Annotated in this window: 22 protein-coding genes; 4 read left to right on the top strand and 18 right to left on the bottom strand. The window is 41.3% G+C overall.

Features of this window, described 5'->3' with window-relative positions; all coding sequences use genetic code 11:
• Positions 1 to 244: 244 nt before the first annotated feature.
• The 5 genes from H625_RS0103070 to H625_RS0103050 all read right to left on the bottom strand — a co-directional run bounded on the left by H625_RS0103070 (position 245) and on the right by H625_RS0103050 (position 4,601).
• Positions 245 to 1,546, bottom strand: coding sequence for a putative glycoside hydrolase (locus H625_RS0103070; protein WP_026858600.1), 1,302 nt, complete (start codon positions 1,544 to 1,546; stop codon positions 245 to 247).
• Positions 1,543 to 2,895, bottom strand: a complete 1,353-nt coding sequence (locus H625_RS13855) for a polysaccharide deacetylase family protein (RefSeq protein WP_051238948.1) — start codon at positions 2,893 to 2,895, stop codon at positions 1,543 to 1,545. The genes H625_RS0103070 and H625_RS13855 overlap by 4 nt, the downstream gene beginning before the upstream one ends.
• Positions 2,896 to 3,006: 111 nt before the next feature.
• Positions 3,007 to 3,171 carry a hypothetical protein gene (locus H625_RS13550; protein WP_156897177.1) on the bottom strand — a complete coding sequence of 55 codons (165 nt, stop codon included), beginning with the start codon at positions 3,169 to 3,171 and terminating at the stop codon, positions 3,007 to 3,009.
• The gene (locus H625_RS0103055; RefSeq protein ID WP_026858599.1) at positions 3,172 to 3,762 is read right to left on the bottom strand and encodes a nitroreductase family protein; all 591 of its coding nucleotides are present in this window, start codon (positions 3,760 to 3,762) and stop codon (positions 3,172 to 3,174) included. It abuts the gene before it with no gap.
• The gene (locus H625_RS0103050; protein WP_026858598.1) at positions 3,762 to 4,601 is read right to left on the bottom strand and encodes an alpha/beta hydrolase; all 840 of its coding nucleotides are present in this window, start codon (positions 4,599 to 4,601) and stop codon (positions 3,762 to 3,764) included. The genes H625_RS0103055 and H625_RS0103050 overlap by 1 nt, the downstream gene beginning before the upstream one ends.
• A gap of 111 nt (positions 4,602 to 4,712) precedes the next feature.
• On the opposite strand from H625_RS0103050, the gene H625_RS0103045 reads away from it, so the two are divergent.
• A complete protein-coding gene (locus tag H625_RS0103045) occupies positions 4,713 to 4,979 on the top strand; it encodes a hypothetical protein (protein WP_026858597.1) in 267 nt (88 codons plus the stop codon).
• Positions 4,980 to 5,064: 85 nt separating this feature from the next.
• On the opposite strand, the gene H625_RS0103040 is transcribed toward H625_RS0103045, so the two are convergent.
• The 13 genes from H625_RS0103040 to H625_RS0102980 form a co-directional block, all read right to left on the bottom strand.
• On the bottom strand, positions 5,065 to 5,886 hold the full coding sequence (locus H625_RS0103040) for a PhnE/PtxC family ABC transporter permease (protein ID WP_026858596.1): 822 nt from the start codon (positions 5,884 to 5,886) through the stop codon (positions 5,065 to 5,067).
• On the bottom strand, positions 5,886 to 6,698 hold the full coding sequence (locus H625_RS0103035; protein WP_084135702.1) for a PhnE/PtxC family ABC transporter permease: 813 nt from the start codon (positions 6,696 to 6,698) through the stop codon (positions 5,886 to 5,888). Before H625_RS0103035 ends, H625_RS0103040 begins: the two co-directional genes overlap by 1 nt.
• A 10-nt stretch (positions 6,699 to 6,708) precedes the next feature.
• A complete protein-coding gene (gene phnC, locus H625_RS0103030) occupies positions 6,709 to 7,476 on the bottom strand; it encodes a phosphonate ABC transporter ATP-binding protein (RefSeq protein ID WP_026858594.1) in 768 nt (255 codons plus the stop codon).
• A gap of 236 nt (positions 7,477 to 7,712) precedes the next feature.
• Complete coding sequence (locus H625_RS0103025) at positions 7,713 to 8,768, bottom strand: PhnD/SsuA/transferrin family substrate-binding protein (RefSeq protein WP_026858593.1); 1,056 nt, start codon at positions 8,766 to 8,768, stop codon at positions 7,713 to 7,715.
• Between the two features lie 95 nt (positions 8,769 to 8,863).
• The gene (locus H625_RS0103020; protein ID WP_026858592.1) at positions 8,864 to 9,682 is read right to left on the bottom strand and encodes a PHP domain-containing protein; all 819 of its coding nucleotides are present in this window, start codon (positions 9,680 to 9,682) and stop codon (positions 8,864 to 8,866) included.
• A complete protein-coding gene (locus tag H625_RS0103015; RefSeq protein ID WP_026858591.1) occupies positions 9,679 to 10,377 on the bottom strand; it encodes a phosphonate C-P lyase system protein PhnL in 699 nt (232 codons plus the stop codon). Before H625_RS0103015 ends, H625_RS0103020 begins: the two co-directional genes overlap by 4 nt.
• Before the next feature lie 10 nt (positions 10,378 to 10,387).
• Positions 10,388 to 11,563, bottom strand: coding sequence for a phosphonate metabolism protein PhnM (phnM, locus tag H625_RS0103010; protein ID WP_026858590.1), 1,176 nt, complete (start codon positions 11,561 to 11,563; stop codon positions 10,388 to 10,390).
• 13 nt (positions 11,564 to 11,576) lie between these two features.
• Complete coding sequence (locus H625_RS0103005; RefSeq protein WP_026858589.1) at positions 11,577 to 12,419, bottom strand: ATP-binding cassette domain-containing protein; 843 nt, start codon at positions 12,417 to 12,419, stop codon at positions 11,577 to 11,579.
• A complete protein-coding gene (locus tag H625_RS0103000) occupies positions 12,406 to 13,257 on the bottom strand; it encodes an alpha-D-ribose 1-methylphosphonate 5-phosphate C-P-lyase PhnJ (protein ID WP_026858588.1) in 852 nt (283 codons plus the stop codon). The genes H625_RS0103005 and H625_RS0103000 overlap by 14 nt, the downstream gene beginning before the upstream one ends.
• Positions 13,254 to 14,333, bottom strand: coding sequence for a carbon-phosphorus lyase complex subunit PhnI (locus tag H625_RS0102995; RefSeq protein ID WP_026858587.1), 1,080 nt, complete (start codon positions 14,331 to 14,333; stop codon positions 13,254 to 13,256). The genes H625_RS0103000 and H625_RS0102995 overlap by 4 nt, the downstream gene beginning before the upstream one ends.
• Entirely contained in the window at positions 14,334 to 14,894 is a 561-nt protein-coding gene (gene phnH / locus H625_RS0102990) for a phosphonate C-P lyase system protein PhnH (RefSeq protein ID WP_026858586.1), read from the bottom strand.
• A 10-nt stretch (positions 14,895 to 14,904) separates the two neighbouring features.
• Positions 14,905 to 15,324 carry a phosphonate C-P lyase system protein PhnG gene (gene phnG / locus H625_RS0102985; protein ID WP_026858585.1) on the bottom strand — a complete coding sequence of 140 codons (420 nt, stop codon included), beginning with the start codon at positions 15,322 to 15,324 and terminating at the stop codon, positions 14,905 to 14,907.
• A 174-nt stretch (positions 15,325 to 15,498) separates the two neighbouring features.
• Entirely contained in the window at positions 15,499 to 16,224 is a 726-nt protein-coding gene (locus H625_RS0102980; RefSeq protein WP_026858584.1) for a GntR family transcriptional regulator, read from the bottom strand.
• Positions 16,225 to 16,431: 207 nt separating this feature from the next.
• On the opposite strand from H625_RS0102980, the gene H625_RS0102975 reads away from it, so the two are divergent.
• The 3 genes from H625_RS0102975 to H625_RS0102965 all read left to right on the top strand — a co-directional run bounded on the left by H625_RS0102975 (position 16,432) and on the right by H625_RS0102965 (position 18,909).
• Complete coding sequence (locus H625_RS0102975; protein WP_026858583.1) at positions 16,432 to 17,013, top strand: xanthine phosphoribosyltransferase; 582 nt, start codon at positions 16,432 to 16,434, stop codon at positions 17,011 to 17,013.
• Positions 17,013 to 18,305 (top strand): nucleobase:cation symporter-2 family protein, encoded by a 1,293-nt coding sequence (locus H625_RS0102970; protein ID WP_035785077.1) that lies wholly within the window; start codon positions 17,013 to 17,015, stop codon positions 18,303 to 18,305. Before H625_RS0102975 ends, H625_RS0102970 begins: the two co-directional genes overlap by 1 nt.
• A gap of 139 nt (positions 18,306 to 18,444) precedes the next feature.
• On the top strand, positions 18,445 to 18,909 hold the full coding sequence (locus H625_RS0102965; RefSeq protein ID WP_026858581.1) for an S-ribosylhomocysteine lyase: 465 nt from the start codon (positions 18,445 to 18,447) through the stop codon (positions 18,907 to 18,909).
• The last annotated feature ends 133 nt before the right edge of the window (positions 18,910 to 19,042 follow it).

The raw sequence follows: 19,042 nt of genomic DNA, 5'->3' as shown, positions 1-19,042 counted from the left end.
AGACGACTTTTACACTATACACTGTTTAAGTTAACAAATCAATCCCTTATGTATATTATTACACTTTATAGTCGACATAATATGTATATTAACAATTAAATTGAAAGTATACTACCGAATTAATGATGAAACTATATTTCAAAATGCATAATATTTTTGAAATTCTGCACAAAAATGCACTAGCTAAATATAGACGAAATCCCACGTCATCACTAGGTTTTCTGACATGGGATTTCAATGAAATTTATTGATATTCAGTACCTTCAGAATAGGTATTTTGAGCATTCCACAGTAAATATTCTTCAACACCATTATCTTTTAATGCCTGAATCTGGGCTTCCACTTCTGCCGCACCGTAATTTATATAATTACCCGGGCCTAAATACGAAGCGGTAAAGTCTTGAATCCACGGTCTTGATTTCGGCGGATCTTCAAGTTTACCGAGCACTTCATCTTCTACTTTCATATACTCATCAATTACCGCGTAAGGTTCAGTATCCGGTGTTGCAAAGTCAAACGCCCCTGCACCCCAGTGTGATGGATAAATCATCGATGAGATAATATCGACATTATTGGCTATCTGTGAGAAGTTCTGACCGATACCAGGTGCTTCCCGCTGTGTTGCCGCATAGCCGAAAACATCTACCGAGACGTCAACATCATAAGATTTTAACTGTTCATTTGCATAGGCGACAAAATCTGTTACTGCATTGACTCTCTGCTGCACTTCATCGGTTTCAGTATCACCATATTCACCGAGATTGTAAGTCAGATCAGCAGAAAGCGTTTCGAATGACTCTGGGAATCTCACATAGTCAAACTGGATTTCTTTAAATCCGAGCTTGGCCGCTTCAATCGCTATATCAACATTGTAATCCCAGACCTCTTTAAGAAACGGATTGACGAAACTTTCACCGCTGCCATTTTGCCACACAGTACCATCGCTGTTCTGATACGATAAATCCGGACGCTCCATAGCGAGTCTTGAATCTTTAAAGACGACGATACGTGCAATCGGATAAATCTGATTATCTTCAAGTGTCGTCATCAGCTGTTGTGGATTAACGTAATCATACATATGACTCTGTGCAATTTCATTATCGATATCAAGCGGCATCATGATGTCCCCGATATCTTCTTTAACGTCGATGACCATTGAGTTTAACTCCGTATTATTAACGAGCCCCGTCAGTTCCTGCATTCTTTCACCGCCTGCGGAAAACCCAGTAACAAAAATACCTTTTACCCCTTCTTCTGGATAAGCAATATCAACACCGGACTGATACTGAAATACAGGCGTTGTATCCTCATTAACCGTATACAGCGGACTGTCGTTTAAGTTAAGTGCTGACGGCGCTGTCTCAGTTTCTTCTTCGTCATCCTGCCCCTGTTCTTCAGCAGTTTCCTCTCCCGGGCTTTCTTCTTCTGTCTCTTCTGCTACGTCAGGCTCACCGCTGTCTACCTCACCTCTTACAGCCAATGCAAGAAGAAGAAACAGTACAGCCAGAATCCCGCCGATCAAAATTAAAAAGTTTCTCGTACTCATTCAGTCACCCCGCCTTCTGAATCGATAAGTTTAGGATCAATTAGCGAATACCCTTTATCCCTGAGTCCATTTACGATATCCGGCAAGGCCTCACTCGTCCACCAGCGGTCGTGCATCAGCAGATTAGCACCATCACCGAGCATTTCAGTATTCACCATAATGTCACTGAGTGCTCCCGCCTCCTGATAGTCAGGTTCCCAGTCAAAACCGTATGTCCAGTTCATTACGGTCATATTTTCTTCTTCCGCAATGCTGATTGACGCTTCACTGTTCACGCCAAACGGTGCTCTGAAAAATTTTGGACGCTCCCCGATTGCTTCTTCAATCAAGTCACCTGTCTCGATAATTTCAAGGGCTGTATCTTCTGGAGTGATTTCCTGCATATTGAAGTGATTGTAAGTATGATTACCAATTTCAAAACCGAGCTCGTGAATTTCTCTCAGCTTCTCTTTGCCCTCTTCCGATTCTATAAACATACCGTTTACGAAAAATATTGCAGGGGCATCAAGTTCTTTTAATTTATGAGCCATAGCAACCGCGTTCTCATCCGGTGCATCGTCTATCGTAATGAGCACAGCCGAAGATTCAGCGTCATCTGCTGATGGTACTATAGCCGACGTTGCAGCATCTACTGTGTACATCATTTCCGGCTCACTGTTTTCTGCTGCTTGACCAGATGAATCAGCGTCAACCTGTACCGCTTTTTCATTGTCTGAAGTTTCTTCACCAAGAGCAGTTTTTACTTCATTACTGTAATTTTGAAAGGCTGCAAGCTGTTCATTGATGGACTCATAGTGTGCAGTCACCTCTTCATGAACGCCGTTTACTTCTGCCATGCCGTCAGTCAATGTATTATAATCAGCTTCTTCGCTCTTAAGTGATTCAAAAAACGCTGTTTCTGAACTTAAGACTTCTTCATAGTCCGACTGGACATTCTTAACATCATCGGCCAGCTGTCCCAGCGTTGCAGATAAATTCTGCACCGTTTCTTCATTCAGCGTTTCGCTGCCGCTGACATCAGCCGATTCAAACTCTTCAGCTCTGTTCTGCAGTTCTTCATGTATATTTGACAGTCCTTCTGCCAGTTCATTCCGTTCATTTAAATTCTGATACAGCGGTGACTGATCATCCTTAAAGTCAGCCAGTTCCTCGTCCGTCAGTGATTCATTAAACAACCCGGACATTTCCGCTTCATAATCAATCATGCTCTGAATACTGCTCGTTAATGCCGGTATCGTTTCCGCTTCAAAATCATCGATATTTGACAAGACTTTACTTTCCGGACTGCCGCATGCGCCAAGTATAACCATTGCTGCACTAAGCATCATGGTCATTATGTATTTTTTCATCGATAACACCCCATTCAAAATTCATTAAAAAGCTCTATAAAATAAAAAAGGGTAACTCCATATAATGAAGTTACCCTCTCTGCCGTAAAAAATGCATATTTTACATTTATTTCATTTAGAATCCGGATCGATACTTACACTGCAGTACATTCCCGCAATGAATAAGATAAGCACTGCCAGATAAACGATAAAATTATACTCCACAGGAATAATTGTACCTACGCTGAACATCAGCAGCGTTGCTGTTAAAAATAAAAATATTGCTGCTTTTTTCATTTATTTGTCATCCTCTGTAATCCATACCGTCTTCTCTTCAAACGGCATGCGTTTTGCTTCCGGTATTTTTTTCATATCCGGCTCTCCAACGAAGATTACACCTAAAATTTCTTCTTCTTCTGACAGCTCAAAGTATTTTTTAACAGGTTCAGCATAATAAGCCGGACCACTCTTCCATATCGCACCAAGGCCGAGACCGTGGGCTTCAAGAAGCATATTCTGGACTGCAGCAGAGACCGCGGATACGTCTTCAATATAAATCGCCTTGTCATTGCCTGCTTTAGGACTCAGTGCCACAACAATTGCAGTTGGTGCAACAAGCGGCTTCGCACTAAGTTTTTCAATGCGTTTCTGACCCGCTTCACTTGCCGGATCGTCCACTCTTGTCTTCGCCCATTCACCCATGATGCGTGACAATGGCAGACGTCCGTCGCCTTGCAGCACGAAAAATTTCCACGGCTCTGTATGGTGGTGATTCGGTGCCATTATCGCTGCCTGCAGCAGCTGTTCTACAATTTCTTTACTAACCGGCTCATTATCTTTAAAGATTTTAATGCTCCGCCTTGTTTGTATTGCTTCAGTTATATTCATTATATTTTTTCCTCCGTACTTTTCAGACGCTCCTCAATCCAGTTTATAATAGTATTGAAAATTTCTGTCTTCATAGTAAATTCATTAAATATTTCATGCTCCAGCTCAGGATAAATAATCAATTTCTTATCATCTGAAGATATCTCCTCATGGAATTGCACTGAGTCCTCACTAGAAACCAGTCCGTCATTTTCACCATGAAGAATGAGCACCGGATCTTTAAAGTCTCCTGCTTCAAGTTTTAAATATTCGATTCCTTTTTCAAGAGTTCTGATCAGACCGACAGATATTTCTTTTTTATTCAGCGCATCCTCAACGTAATGCTTAAGGACGATTTCGGTGCTGCAGAGCCCTTTGCCAAGTTCATTTTTGACATAGTCATTACTGTCTAGACCGACAGGCACACCGGCAAATAATTCATGATTGTAACGCGTTAAAGCGCCCGATGTAATATACCCTTCAACTTTACCTGGATATTTTGTGCCGTACAGAGCAGCAGTATATCCGCCCATACTGTGGCCGATAACAAATACTTGCTGTTCAGGCAGAAGTTTTCTCGTATAGAGCACAATTGCACCGAGATCATCCGTGATCTCATCGACTTTAGAATAAAAAGTATTCTCTCCTGATGAATGACCATGTCCGCGCTGATCGTAGCGAATGACGTTAAATCCGCTCCGTATTAACACCCCTGCGATATCATCGTATCTTCCAAGATGTTCTGCAAGACCGTGGACAATAATGATTGTCGCCTTTGCTGTTTCCGGCTTTTCTGTCGTCTGTACTTTCGTGTAAAGCAGTGTTCCGTCTTTGGACTCAATGTATTTTACAAATGACAAACTCATCACTCCAATCTCTGTTACTTGGAATTATAACCTTTTAACTGTGAAATTGCATATCTTAAAGGGTTAATATATTATTGATAGAAATACTAATTATAAAGGTGTCCTATGTCTAATCAGAAAAAATATATACTCTCATTCACATGCGGCTTTCTCTTATACCTTATTATGTTTGTCGCATTAATTTATTTTAATTTTATTTATTATACGACCGGCTTTTTCGCTTTCGTTATTTTTGCTTTTATTTCATCGGTTCTGTTTAGAACACTTGCAAATAAATTCGCAAAAGAAGGCGATCGTCCGGATTTGTACTATATGATCTTTATCGGGAGCTTTGTTGTGCCGACGCTGATTCATATGCTGTTCTTTATATAAAATCTGGAACAGTATAAACAAAAAATCGTCCTTGCCTGTTAGAGCGCAAGGACGATTTTTAAATTTTAAAATGCTTTTCTTACTGTTACGCCGCCATTTTTAAACGGTTCGCAATCAGTTCCAGGATAATCGCAACAACAAGAATAATCAGCGTGATTGCACCGACTTCCTGCATATCGTAATAGAATGAACTTGCCATGAATAACTCGTAACCTATACCTCCGGCGCCTGCCGCTGCGCCCATCGCAACTGCCACACCGAAGTTAATTTCGAACCTCAGAAACGTCCATGAAATTAAAAAGCTTTTCGTCTGCGGTACTACAACCTGGAATAAAATATGGGGATAGCTTGAGCCAGTTGCACGAAGTGCTTCTATTTTACCCTGATCGACTTCTTCAAATGCTTCCGAGTATGCTTTTACAAGATACGCTATCGAGTGGAAAATCATCCCGATAACTGCCGCAACTGCGCCGAGTCCTGCCGCAATCGCAAATATCAGTACCCATAATACAGTCGGTACTGCACGCACGACTGTTATAACTGCTTTTATCGTGTTGCTGATCCACGGCTTCGATAAGTTTACTGCCGTACCGAATGCGAGAAACAGTGAAATCACTGCCCCTAAAATCGTCGCTAAAAAAGCGAGGGACAATGTTATGGCAACTTGCCATAATGCACTGGACCATGTTGTATTATTTAAACTCGGCGATAAAAACATCTGTCTGAGATTATCGATTGTCATCGGAATTGCATGTGCTAAATCGAGACCCGAGTAATCCATTAAGAAGAATCCGATTACTGTGAAAATCGCAGAACCGATTAACAGTCCTTTTAAGATCCTCTGTCCTCTGTTCGGTTTAGAGACTTTAATGCCGCCATTTTTATTATGTTCAACAACTGCAGTCATTATAAAATCTCCCTTCTGATAATATTCGATATTGCCTCGATAACTAAGACAGCAAGTACTATCGCAAGTGTAATCAGCGAGACCATTTCATAATTCAGCTGTTTATAATACAAGTCGAATAAGTAGCCGATACCTGTACCGGTCAGAAGTCCGACAAGCGTGGCACTTCTAATATTTGTTTCAATCATAAATAAAATCCAGCTGAACATCTGCGGCATGCTGTCAGGCAGTACCGCTTTAAAAATCGTATGCCAGTATGTTGCTCCTGTCGCTTTCAGAGCTTCGACTGAATCCTCACTGCCTTCATCGATAGTCTCAAGGAATGCTCTGACTAAAAATCCGAATGAACCGAAAAATAAAGCTAAAAATCCTGTCATTGAGTTCGTTCCGAAACTGATGACTAAAATTAACGCCCACGCTACCACCGGAATGTTACGTGAAATTGATGCCACGATTTTCGCTGCATACATCAGCGGTTTATTTATATAAGTCAGCTTTGAGCCTAACAGTGCAAAGACGACTGCGAATACTGCAGCTGTTGTTGTCGAAACAATCGAAATTAAAATTGTTTCCCATAACAGACGCAGCACACTGCCGAGATTTGACAAGGTAGACTGTGAAAACCACATGTTGCTTGCCATCCATGATATTGCCGCCGGAATTGACATGATACCTTCAACGTGACTGTATTCTGTTATGTAGCCTGCAAGCATAATCAAACCGACGATAATGACGACTGTCAGCAGCAGATATAAATTTTTCTTTTGAATAATAGTTATTTCATTTGCATTAATAGTGCCCGTTTTACTCATCACTCGTCACCTACTCCATGATTAAATCGTCAAAGTCTGTACCATAAACAGCCTGAATAACTTCTTTATTAATTTCTGTCGGATGCCCGTTAAAAACAATTTCACCGCTGTTTAAGCCGATAATTCTGTCGGAATAATTTTTCGCCACATCCACCTGATGCAGGTTCACTATGACTGTAATTCCTTTTTCACTGCAAATTTTTCTCAGGTGTTCCATAATTACTCTAGAAGAACTTGGATCAAGCGACGCAATCGGCTCATCACATAAAATAATTTTCGGTTTCTGCACTAAAGCCCGAGCAATGCCGACACGCTGTTTTTGTCCGCCACTCAGCTCATCGCAGCGTTTATAAATATGATCTTCGATACCGAGTTCGGTAATGATATCAATTGCTTCTTCTTTTTCAGATTCTGTATACAATGAAAAAATTCCCTGCAGACTGTTTTTATATCCGAGTGTTCCATGCATCACATTTTCAAATACCGACAATCTGTCCACCAGATTATAATGCTGGAAAATCATCCCGATATTTGTTCTCATATTACGGAGCTCTCTCCCTTTAACATTCGTTATATTTTGCTTGTCGAAAGTTATCTTTCCGGAAGTAGGTTCTATCATGCGGTTAATCGAACGAAGTAAAGTAGATTTCCCGGCTCCCGATGGACCGATAATAGACAGCAGTTCACCCTGCTTAATTTCAAAATTAACGTCTTTAAGCACCGATTTCCCTTTTGAATATTCTTTGTTCAGGTTTTCAATCGACATAATTACAGGCATTTCTTTCAGTTCTTCTTTCGTCGCAATCTCTACTTCATCACCTGTAATTTCCAAATCTTCGTCGAATGAAATAAGTACTTCTTCTGTTTCTTTATTATTAAAATCCGTTCTGGTTTCCGTGACTTTTTTTACTTTACTGTCCACCGCCATGAATATTGCCTCCTAATTAAAAAGAGGGGGAATCCCCTCTTCGTTAAAATAAATATTTTATGCTGTCAGGTACGTTCAGTCATAAATTAGTTGCTCAATTCTCTGATTGGATTAAACCACTCATCTTCAACAACTACGAAACGCTCGTCTGCCGATTTAGAGAATAAGCCGCCTTCTTCTGCATCTTCAGGTACGAAAATCTTTTCGTTATTCGCTACTTCATCCGATGCGAATACTTCCTGAAGTTCTGCTACAACATCTGCACCTAAAGTGCTTTCGTTGGCGATAAACGGAGCATTCAGTACAGGTGTTGCTGAAATAATTCCAAATTGTTCTCCTGCTAAGTTTGAAAATGGATCTGCCGCGCCTTCAGAAACTTCGTAAATTGCTCCAGGTATATTTTCTTCACCTTCAGCAAGTTCTACGTAGTTTTCAAGACAAGTGTCACAAAATGCTGCAACATCCGCTCTGTCGTTAATTAAGTTCACTGCAGAACCCTGGTGAGTGTTCCCGAACATGACCTGTTCAAAGAAACGGCCGCTTTCAGCTAAATCTTCTTCTGTTAAATCTGCAAACTCTTCAGTTTCAGTAAATTCATTTAAAATCGTTGATGTTGGCACTCTGAATCCTGAAGTTGATGAAGTTGAAACAAATGAGAAGTTGCTCCCCGGAAATTCATCGATTGAGTATTCGCCTTCGCCTGTTTCATACTGCTCCATGTGCTCAACTGCAGTTGCAAACCAGCTGTAGTATAACGCGTCTTCTTCAGTTCCTGACGGGCCTGACGGCACGACTAAAGGAACGATGTTGTCGTTGCGTTCTTTAGCTTGTATGTATCCTTCTGCGCCTGTAAATGCCAGGTCCGCATTATCATTAACAATGCTCTCGATTGCGATCGCATAATCTGTAGTCAGTTCATGTTCTACTTCTCTGCCGGTCGTTTCTTCTAAAATCGCTCCGATTTCTTCACGTGCATCTGCCAGCTCACTGCCGGATTCGTTAGGGTACCAGACGACACTTAGAGGCTCGTCACTGTTTGCCGCTGCATCTGCTGAACTTTCTTCAGTACTCTCTTCTGTGCCGCATGCTGCAAGTGCTAATACAAATGCTGAACCAAGAAAAACATTGAATAACTTTTTCATTTTCAAACTCCCTTAAGTTTTATTTACACGCTTAGTTTAAAGGCATTACAGGCTGCAAGTAAATGCACTTTACAGCTACTTAACACATGTTTATGCTATCTAAATAATTGGGCTGTTTCTCTTAATAATGAACTGTCGATACCAATCTCAACTGACGCTCCGAAATCTCCGTGAAAATCCGAACCGCCCGTCATAAAGAAACCGTACTTCTCTATCAGTGCATCAATTTTTTCATAATCTTCCTGATTGTGATCGGGATGAAACTTCTCGAGTCCGTCTATCAGCTGATAACTTTCATCAATCAGTTCGTAGCTGTGCAGCTGGCCGGGATGAGCAATGACAGCGAGTCCGTTGTCTTTTTTTATCGCTTTTAAGGCATCAATATAATCGATATACTCAATGTCCCCGCTTGCCGGACCGTTGTTTTTAAACAGTGTACGGTATTTCGTTGTGTACTTCGGACATGTATAATGATTGTCGCAAATTGCGTGCATTATATGCTGTTTATATATAACACCAAGCGGTCCGACAGTCTTTTTTACTTCGTCCATATCGATATCAATACCGTATTCTTCTATCTTTTTAATCTGTTCCATTGAGTGCTTATGTCGTTCGTTAAGTAAAGGCTCTGTTAATTTATTTATATTCGGTGCGTCAGGATTGTAGTTATACCCAAGCACATGGACTTTTCGACCGCGTTTAAAATCATATGCTGATATTTCAATGCCGGAAATTAAGTCAATACCGAGCGCCTCCGCATATGGTAGCGCTTCAAAATATGTCTGATTTGTGTCGTGGTCGACGAAGCTTAACATTTCAACATTGCGTTTTTTTGCAAGATCCATCACTTTATTTACACTATCTTTACCATCGGAAAAGTTACTGTGCACATGCAGATCTATTTTGCTGTTCATATTGCTCTCTCCTCAAGCGTTTTTGAATTCATGTCGTAAACTTTATTGCATAGTCCGTCCATAAATTCGAGGTCATGAAAAATACCAATCAGCGTCGTGCCGTTATCAATCAGTTTTGAAATCGTCTCTCTGACTTTCAGTTTCGACTTCTCATCAAGTGACGCTGTCGGTTCATCCAGCAGCAGCAGACGGGGATTTTTAACGACTGCACAAGCAATATTTAAACGCAGTTTCTCTCCCCCGCTGAAAGTGTTTGGGTAGTTATGCCACAACGCTTCTGGAATATCGAAATGCTTGAGTGTTTCTTCAGCTTTTTCAGCTGCAGTTTTTTTATTTTCACCCATTTCGAGCATGGAATTAATTACGAGTTCAAGCGTTGTCGTACGCGGCATTACTTTTAAAAACTGAGAGACATAGCCAATTTCACGTGTGCGCAGTTTAATCAGTGCTCTGTCTGAAATAGTATGAAGGTCTACTTTTCCAAATATTTCAGAATCATAGCTGACGATGCCTGACGTCGGCTTATACGTACCGTATATACTTTTTAAAATAGTTGATTTCCCGCTGCCGCTTTCCCCGACAATACCGAGAAACTCTCCTTTTTCTACATCGAACGATACGCCGTTGATTGCTTCTCTTGTCTGTTTAAGATGATGTATTGTGAATGATTTGCTGAAATCATTTATTGTAATCATGATTTTCCTCCTAATCGATTCTGTAGTGGTAACGGCTGACTACTTTTCCATTGACGATGCATTCTGTTATCGTCGGATAGTCGTCGAACAGTCTGATAATATTTATGTCTGCTTTTTTTCCGGCTTCAATAGAACCGATTTCATCATCCATCTGTACTGCTTTTGCCGGATTCAATGTAATTAATTTAAAGCCTTCAACGAGCGGATAGTCCGCTTCTCTGTGCAGCTTAAATACCGAGTGCAGCATTGCCGGCGGATAATAGTCACTGCATAAGATAGATATGCAGCCTTCCATAATTGCATCTTTCGCATTTAAGTTTCCGGAGTGAGAGCCGCCAAGCATAATATTTGGTGCACCTGCCACCGTGTACATTCTTTTACCATGTGCATACTTCGCCACTTCCATAGTGATAGGGAATTCACTGATTGATGTGTTAAGCGCTTCGTTAAAATCAATTTTCTCCGTTGCATCGTCATCATGTGAAGCGACAGCAATACCTTTTGACCTCGCCAGTTTCGATATTGTTTCCATCTCTTCAACTGACAGTCTGTTCATTTCTTTTTTGTTTTCAATCTGTTTATTAATTTCTTCATCAGAAAGATCCTGGTAGCCCTTCATCGTGTGACGGTACTTTTCAATATCACGGTACTGTCCCTGACCGGGGGTATGATCCATAAAGCTGAGGAGATGAACGCGTTCGTTTTCAATATGGTCTTTTACAGTATCGACCATGCCGAGTGAGTCCAGTTCAAAGCGTGCGTGCATACGGTGTCTGATTAAATGTTTCTCAGAGTGCGTACGGTGAATCGCATGAATCAGTTTATCCACATTATCCGGCTGTCTGACAGGCTTATGCCCGAATAAATCTTCTTTATAAATCGATAGTGAATGGAACATTGTCGTAATACCATGTGAACTTAAAATTCTTTCCGATTCTTTAATACCAATATTAAAATCCATAATTGTCGTCGGTCTCGGTGCAATAATCCCTTCAATATAATCCGAATGAATATCGATAAACCCTGCAGTAACGTAACCGCCTTTTGCGTTGATGACATTACCGTAATCCTCTGTGTTTACTTCATTCATCGGGAGCAGTTTTTCAATAGTGTCGCCGTTTATCACGACTGCATAATCTTCCAGAATTTCAGTTGCTGTAATAACGCTGCTGTTTATAATTATCAAAACCTGTTACCTCCTAAAGAATTGAATACACGAGCTGCTGTGTGTATTTGTGCTGCGGATCTTCCAGTATCTGATCGGTAATGCCGTGCTCGATAACTTCCCCGTCGAGCATAACCATCGTACGGTCGCAGAGCATACGGATAATTGCCAGATCGTGCGATACGACAATCATACTGACGCCCATATCCCGCTGAATTTCTTTTATCAGTTCAAGTACATCCGCCTGTACAGATAAATCGAGCCCTGTTGTTACTTCGTCCAATAATAAAATTGGCGGGTAGTTCGATAATGCTTTCGCGATTTGTACGCGCTGCTGCATTCCACCTGAGAAGTTTTTCGGCGCTTCGTATTTACGGTCGAGAGAAATATTTACCTTCTCTAAAAAGTTATCAGCACGTTCCGTCATCTTACCGACGTTGCGGCTGCCGCTCGCAATCAGTTTTTCTGCGATATTTGTCACCGAGGAAAAATCCATCTTTAATCCAAGAATCGGGTTCTGATATACCATCCCCAGCTGCTCGTTTCTGATTTGTCTTTTCTTCTGGCTCGACACATTAAATACGTTGCCTTCCACCGTATTGTCTTCCGGCAGAATATAATTTCCTGACGTCGCTTCCTGATCAAAATACATCATTTTCATTAATGTACTTTTACCGCTGCCGCTTTCTCCGACAATACCGAGTATTTCTCCTTTATATAAATCAAATGACACATTTCTTACTGCGAATACTGTATGGCACTCGGGACACATGTTTTTCTGCAGTTCAAAAGACTGGTCCCGGCAGTGTTCGCAGCCGCTGCCAAATTGTTTCGATAAATCTCTGATCGATAAAACTACATCATCATTTGCCGGCATTATTCACAGCCTCCTCGTTCAGCTTCTCAAGCATGTAACTCGTATCATTCGTGACATAATAAGTCTCGCCTGTTTCTTCGTCCTGCAGTTCATCCATATAAACACCTGACAATCCGGATTCACGGCACACTTTGTCGTCGAACTGTTCAACTTCAAATGGGTAATCTTCAAATGCCAGCGACTCAACTTTCGTATAAGGCGGCACTGCGTGAATTTTTTTCTCGCGTCCAGCACCTAACAGAATCAGTCCTTCGTTGTAATTCATCTTCGGATTATCAAACCTTGGAATCGGGCTTGGCGCCATCACGTAACGGTCATTTACCATTACAGGATAATCCGCATCATCAGTAATATGACCGAACTTCATAATCTGTTCGAATAATTTTATAAACGCGCCGCTGTACTCTTTATCACCGTGGAGCATTTTTGTTTTGCGTTCGCTGACTTCGACTGCTCTTAAAGGTTCCGGCTGCGGTACTTGAAGCACTAATATTTGGAACGGCTTCAACGGGACTTCTGGAATTCTGTGCCGTGACTGTATGAGAGTCGCTTCACCTGTATGAATTGTCTCTGCAACATCTGTCGTGTTCTGCACGAGATTTCTTATGTTTACCGCGTTAACCGATTCATCCGACCCCTGGTCAATGACTTTCAGCGTATCTTCTCTGCCGACTAATGACAGTGTCAGCTGCAGACCGCCTGTTCCCCAGCCGCGGGCAATTGGCAGCTCACGCGATGCGAACGGTACCTGATAACCTGGAATGGCGATGGCTTTTAAAGTTTTTCTGCGTATTTCTTTTTTAGAATGCTCATCTAGGAATGCAAAATTCTGGCTCACTGCTGTTCCCCCTTACTTTGACGCATACGGTCTAATTTCGATTGGAATGTTACGTAGTGCGGCAGTTTCAAGTGTGAGATAAATCCTGTCGATTCAACCGAATCGATATGATACAGAACGAATTCATCATCACTCGTTGCAACACCCGGCACTGGATGTTCCAGACTGTAATCGAGTACACTCATTGCGATCGCTTTCGTTTCGTTCTGACCGAAGACGAGACCGTAGCCGATTTTAATCATGAGATCTTTGTCCCCGGCATCCGAGTCATCTTCATCAAGATCCGGCATAAATGCGTCTATTTCTGTTACTTCAAAATCACCGATAAAATATTCTCCGTAATCATCGTCAGGATTAATATAGACAGGCTGCTGGCCGACACGGCATTCACCGATATTCGGATGCGCTGAAATACCGTAACCGCGAATTTCCGCATAGCCGAGTGATGTTACTGCGCCTGTCTGACCACGTGTCAATGCCTGCAGCCGCTGACTTCTTGTACTCGGATACTCAATTGCTTTCTTCGTAATATCATCCGGTTCATCATTATTTACTTCTTCTCTTTTGAAGAGTCCTTCATCTTCTAAATAATCGATAACTTTCGGCAGTTTATCGAGTTCGTAATTGAACGGCACTTCTTTATACTTAATTGTCTCTTTCGGACCATCCGCCATTTCTTTTAAAGCATCATCCAAAAGACGGTGCGTAAAATCTGGTGATGCGCCTAAGATCTGTCCGCCGGGAATATCTTTAAAACTTGCCGACACGCGGCGTTCAACGAACATTTCACGCGTATCCGTTACTGTTGAATAATATAATCTCGGCAATGCCGAACGGTGTGCACGCATTAAGAAAACCGCTTCTTCCATATTCCCTTCCGCCTGTTTGATTGCCAGCGCCGCGGTATTACGGTCGTAGAAACTCGCTTCGCTCATAATCTGATTGATTAGCTGGCGCATATTCGTTTTAATGTTTTCGACTTCGATATCCGCGCCTTCTTCAAGACGTCTGTTTTTATATAAAATAACTGAGTTATTAATAGCATGTGCGCCGCCTTTAACTGCAACGTAACCCATCTACAGCACCTCCACTTTGGACGTTCTCGGAATCATTACTACGTTGTTATTTTTATCTGTCAGAATGAGATCAATACCGAGCGGGTACTCTTTACATATGTCATTGCGGAGTTCGATCCAGCGGCTGTCTAAAGACAGCTTTACATCTGTCGTATTCTTAATGCCGGGACCGCTGAGGCGGTATTCATTGCCTTCACCAATACTGTTTGCTTCAATTATTAACGTCGCCGACTTTTCCGGAGAAATTAATACGCCGTGCATAACTTCAGTAAAATATTCTTCTTTTAAATCCGCTTCTTTTGAGACGATAAAATCAGCGGTCGTGTAATCTTTATTTGGGATGCCGCCTGTTAAAACTTTCAATTCTTTCTGCATTGTTTTATCACATGAGAAAAAAGAAATTTCATTATCGAACAGCGTCATCGAAATAAGCAGTGCTGCATCGCTGAAATCCGAATAATTTTTAACCTCTTCAGTAATTATCTCTGTGTGGCCGGGACGGCTCACTGTGTTGATAAGCTGGCGGTACACCGCTTGTGTTGTATGTACTATAGTTTTCACCGGAATCCTCCTAGTCGTTCATCATTTCGAAACTGACTTTAGTCTGTAAAATCTTTTCAGTGCGTTCTGCAACATCATTTGCTTCAATATTTTTAAGCGTGTTTAAAATTTCATTTAATTCCGCTGTAAATTTTTCCTTTTTAAAACTTAAATCGATAAAAGCCATTGCCTCTGCGAATTCTTCATCAGAACCTTTCACGAGACCGAGACCCACTGTTGAGCCATGTCTTACTTTAGCTTCTGTAACCAGTACTTCACCCATGTAAAATAAAGTATTTCTTGCATGCTCTCTCGTCTTCACCATTACGAGACCTTCTTCAGGTTCGCTGATGATATCGAACTCGAGTTCTTCTTTATACCTGTTATAAAATTCTAGAGCTTCTGTTCTGCCATACTTCGCAAAAATGCGCGTCCATTGTTTTCTGTGCATGTCACAACCTCCTTATGATTTAATCCTAACTTGTTGCCAAGTTCAGTATGATTAAGTGTTGGTAAAGGAATGTAAACATTCAATTGATGAATGTTTCGGCTTGGTTAAAATGGTGACTTTAAGACTGCTGAATAGACAAAAAGACAAAAAAAGACCGGAACATAAAGTCCCGGTCTAACTTTCATCTGACAGCTGATGTTTAAACAAATCGCTTCTGTATAATATTTTCACTCTTTCCAAACATTCATCTGTATCTTTATCGTACGTGTCAGTTTCAAAGACGAGCAGCGGCACCAGTTCGCTGCACTGCAATAACTTCATTTCTTCCAGAGTTGGAAACTGTGTCAATACCACGCGGTCTTTGCTGCTTAAATTTTCTCGCCCTGCGGCTTTAAAATAATTGTATACCGATTGAAGATCTGCTCTTTCCTTATATATATGAGGAAACAGGTCTTCACGAATATATGAAATATGAATTGCGCACGGTACTTCATTGACAATTCTTAAGCGTGATACTTTAAATATTTTTACATCTTTACCAGTCCTGAGCGAGTCACGGTAATGCTCCTGTTCGGCATCACTTGCATAATCCGCGTAAATAACACGGCTTTCATACGGTATGTTCTGCTCCTTCATTTTCTCAGAAAAACTCGTCGTTCCCGTGATTAAAAATTCTATCGTCGGCAGCGGTTCATTCACAAAACGACCAACACCCTGTCTGCCGTATACGATGCCCATTTTTTCAAGTTGAACCAGCGCATTTCTCGCATCAATTCTTTTTGCATCGTATAAGTCAGCAAGTTCATTTTCACTCGGCAGTTTATCTCCGGGCTGCAGTTCTCCCCGCAGTATCATTTCATGAACTTTACTTCTGATTAAAATTTCTTTTGTTATTTCCATTCTTTCCCAATCTCCTTATGACACGATAAATTAATTATACATGCAGGTCAAAATTCATCCTAATAATAACAATAACCGAATGTTTTTATATATTTATACATAAAATAAGCTTTTTTAGGAACTTTATTTAAAATAAATGTTGATATGTTCGTTATTTCTGTTAATATAAATACATTCATTAACTTACATAAAAAAGGAGCACTCGGAATGGACTTGTTAAAAAATAAAATTCTGTCAGAAGGTATCGCACTTTCCGATAACGTATTAAAAGTAGATAAATTTTTAAATCATCAAATTGACCCTGAATTAATGGTGGAAATCGGCAAAGAATTCCATGCCAGATTCAAAGATAATCAAATTACAAAAGTGCTTACTTTAGAATCTTCAGGTATTGCCCCTGCGGTAATGACTGCATTGAACTTTGGTGTGCCCGCCGTTTTCGCACGCAAAAGAAAATCACTTACTTTTACTAATGATTTATTATCTGCACAAGTCTTTTCGTACACTAAGCAGGAAACGAACATGATCAGCGTATCAAATCAGTTTATCCAGCCTGGTGACAATATTTTAATTATCGATGACTTCTTAGCTAACGGCGAAGCAGCCGGTGCATTAATCAGCATTGTTGAACAGGCTGACGCTCATGTTGCCGGACTCGGCATTGTTATTGAGAAATCATTCCAGAGCGGTGCATCAATTCTAAAAGAGAAAAACTACCGCGTGGAGTCACTTGCACGTATCCAGTCTTTAACTGACGGGACAATTACGTTTGTCGAGGACATGGAATAATGCAGGAGCAGAGCCAATCCAACGTTAAAGACTTTTCTCTCGGTCTTCAGCATGTGCTCGCAATGTATGCCGGTGCAGTAATTGTGCCGCTGATCGTCGGTAATGCAATCGGACTGACACCCGCTCAGCTGACATACTTAATTGCTATCGATATTATGATGTGCGGTGTTGCAACAATTCTTCAGGTTTGGAAGAATAAGTTCTCCGGCATCGGTTTACCCGTCGTGCTCGGATGTACGTTTACCGCCGTTGGACCGATTATAAATATCGCAAACACCTACAGCATCCAGTCTGTGTACGGTGCAATTTTAGTATCGGGACTGCTCGTTGTACTGATTGCTTCTTTTTTCAGTAAATTGATACGGTTCTTCCCGCCAATCGTTACTGGCACCGTGGTTACAGTCATTGGAATTACATTAATCCCTGTCGCAATCAATGACCTTGCCGGCGGCCAGGGGGCTGAAGACTTCGGTTCAGCAATTAATTTGTTTTTAGGTTTTTCTACCTTAATTATTATTTTAATCATTTTGAAATTCGCTAAAGGATTCTTTGGTTCTATTGCGATATTAACCGGTATTATTTTTGGAACAATTATCGGTGCGTTTTTCGGCCGTGTTGATTTCACTCCGGTAGCAGACGCTTCGTGGCTGCATTTGCCGCAAGTCTTTTACTTCGGTACACCCGAGTTTCACATCGTTCCAATTTTAACGATGACGCTCGTTGCAGTAGTCAGCCTTGTTGAATCAACAGGTGTGTACTTTGCTCTTGGAGATATTACAGAGAAGAAAATTAAAGGTGAAGATTTAAAACGCGGCTACCGCGCTGAAGGTATCGCAATATTTTTAGGCGGTCTCGTTAACGCTTTTCCTTATACTACGTTTTCTCAAAATGTCGGACTGATTCAAATATCAGGAGTCCGCAGAAATAAAATTATTTACATCGCAGGTTCTATGCTGATTATTCTGGGACTCGTTCCTAAAATCGGTGCAGCAACACTGGCTATACCCGGCCCTGTACTCGGCGGCGCAATGCTCGCGATGTTCGGTATGGTTATCGGTGCAGGAATTAAAATGCTGTCCCGTGTCGACTTAAATAAACAGGATAACATGGTTGTCGTGGCAATTTCTGTAGCAATGGGACTTGGCGTTACAGTCGTTCCCGATTTGTTCGCGGCACTGCCTGAAAGCCTGTCAGTCATTACTTCCAGCGGAATTGTAATGGGAAGTCTGACAGCAATCGTACTTAATGCAATCTTTAACTTTAAATCCATTATTAATCCGAGAAATATATAGATATTGATAAGGCACGCGCTGACTATTCAGTGCGTGCTATTTTTTTGAGGCGCGCGCCGGTAAAATCCTTCCGGTTGCCATTCCTCGTCAAATTGTAATAAGATAAAATGGAGTAAACAATTTAGGGAGTGTGTCATAAATGAAGAATATGAACGTTGAAAGTTTCAACCTGGATCACACAAAAGTAGCTGCACCTTATATCAGACTTGCAGGGACAAACGAAGGCCAGCACGGAGATACGATTTACAAATACGATATCCGTTTCTGCCAGCCGAACAAAGAGCATATGGATATGCCTGCACTTCATTCTATTGAACACTTGATGGCTGAAAACATCCGCAACCACCACGAACGTGTTGTCGACTTAAGCCCAATGGGATGTCAGACTGGTTTTTATCTTTCAGTAATGAATGACGATGATAAGACAGGTATTGAAGATGTAATGGAAAAAACTTTAAATGATGTGCTTGAAGCAACTGAAGTTCCAGCTTGCAACGAAGTACAGTGCGGCTGGGCAGCGAGCCACAGTCTTGAAGGCGCTAAAGAAATCGCCCGCAAGATGCTTGAGGGACGCAGCACATGGAGCACAGTGTTTGCTGAATAGTATTTGATTCTGGTCACTCTCCGGAGTGACCTTTTTTATGCTATCTCCCCTATTCTCCATTTCAATTTACATAACTGCGCGATAGGCGTAAAATGTACAGGATAATCCATAAAATAAGAAAGAGGTTTTCCCT

The sequence above is a fragment of the Jeotgalicoccus psychrophilus DSM 19085 genome (assembly GCF_000425845.1).
Classification (GTDB): domain Bacteria; phylum Bacillota; class Bacilli; order Staphylococcales; family Salinicoccaceae; genus Jeotgalicoccus; species Jeotgalicoccus psychrophilus.
The sequence above is the reverse complement of the archived record's forward strand: the minus strand, read 5'-3'. Positions and strand labels throughout refer to the sequence as shown.

Coding starts and splice junctions, on each gene's coding strand:
- H625_RS0103005 (WP_026858589.1), bottom strand. CDS start 12,419: ATGCCGGCAAATGATGATGTAGTTTTATCGATCAGAGATTTATCGAAA.
- H625_RS0103035 (WP_084135702.1), bottom strand. CDS start 6,698: ATGAGTAAAACGGGCACTATTAATGCAAATGAAATAACTATTATTCAA.
- H625_RS0103055 (WP_026858599.1), bottom strand. CDS start 3,762: ATGAATATAACTGAAGCAATACAAACAAGGCGGAGCATTAAAATCTTT.
- H625_RS0103070 (WP_026858600.1), bottom strand. CDS start 1,546: ATGAGTACGAGAAACTTTTTAATTTTGATCGGCGGGATTCTGGCTGTA.
- H625_RS0102970 (WP_035785077.1), top strand. CDS start 17,013: ATGCAGGAGCAGAGCCAATCCAACGTTAAAGACTTTTCTCTCGGTCTT.
- H625_RS0102965 (WP_026858581.1), top strand. CDS start 18,445: ATGAAGAATATGAACGTTGAAAGTTTCAACCTGGATCACACAAAAGTA.
- H625_RS0103015 (WP_026858591.1), bottom strand. CDS start 10,377: ATGATTACAATAAATGATTTCAGCAAATCATTCACAATACATCATCTT.
- H625_RS0103020 (WP_026858592.1), bottom strand. CDS start 9,682: ATGAACAGCAAAATAGATCTGCATGTGCACAGTAACTTTTCCGATGGT.
- H625_RS0103025 (WP_026858593.1), bottom strand. CDS start 8,768: ATGAAAAAGTTATTCAATGTTTTTCTTGGTTCAGCATTTGTATTAGCA.
- H625_RS0102975 (WP_026858583.1), top strand. CDS start 16,432: ATGGACTTGTTAAAAAATAAAATTCTGTCAGAAGGTATCGCACTTTCC.
- H625_RS0102980 (WP_026858584.1), bottom strand. CDS start 16,224: ATGGAAATAACAAAAGAAATTTTAATCAGAAGTAAAGTTCATGAAATG.
- H625_RS0103045 (WP_026858597.1), top strand. CDS start 4,713: ATGTCTAATCAGAAAAAATATATACTCTCATTCACATGCGGCTTTCTC.
- H625_RS0103040 (WP_026858596.1), bottom strand. CDS start 5,886: ATGACTGCAGTTGTTGAACATAATAAAAATGGCGGCATTAAAGTCTCT.
- phnG (WP_026858585.1), bottom strand. CDS start 15,324: ATGCACAGAAAACAATGGACGCGCATTTTTGCGAAGTATGGCAGAACA.
- H625_RS13550 (WP_156897177.1), bottom strand. CDS start 3,171: ATGAAAAAAGCAGCAATATTTTTATTTTTAACAGCAACGCTGCTGATG.
- H625_RS0102995 (WP_026858587.1), bottom strand. CDS start 14,333: ATGGGTTACGTTGCAGTTAAAGGCGGCGCACATGCTATTAATAACTCA.
- H625_RS13855 (WP_051238948.1), bottom strand. CDS start 2,895: ATGAAAAAATACATAATGACCATGATGCTTAGTGCAGCAATGGTTATA.
- phnC (WP_026858594.1), bottom strand. CDS start 7,476: ATGCCTGTAATTATGTCGATTGAAAACCTGAACAAAGAATATTCAAAA.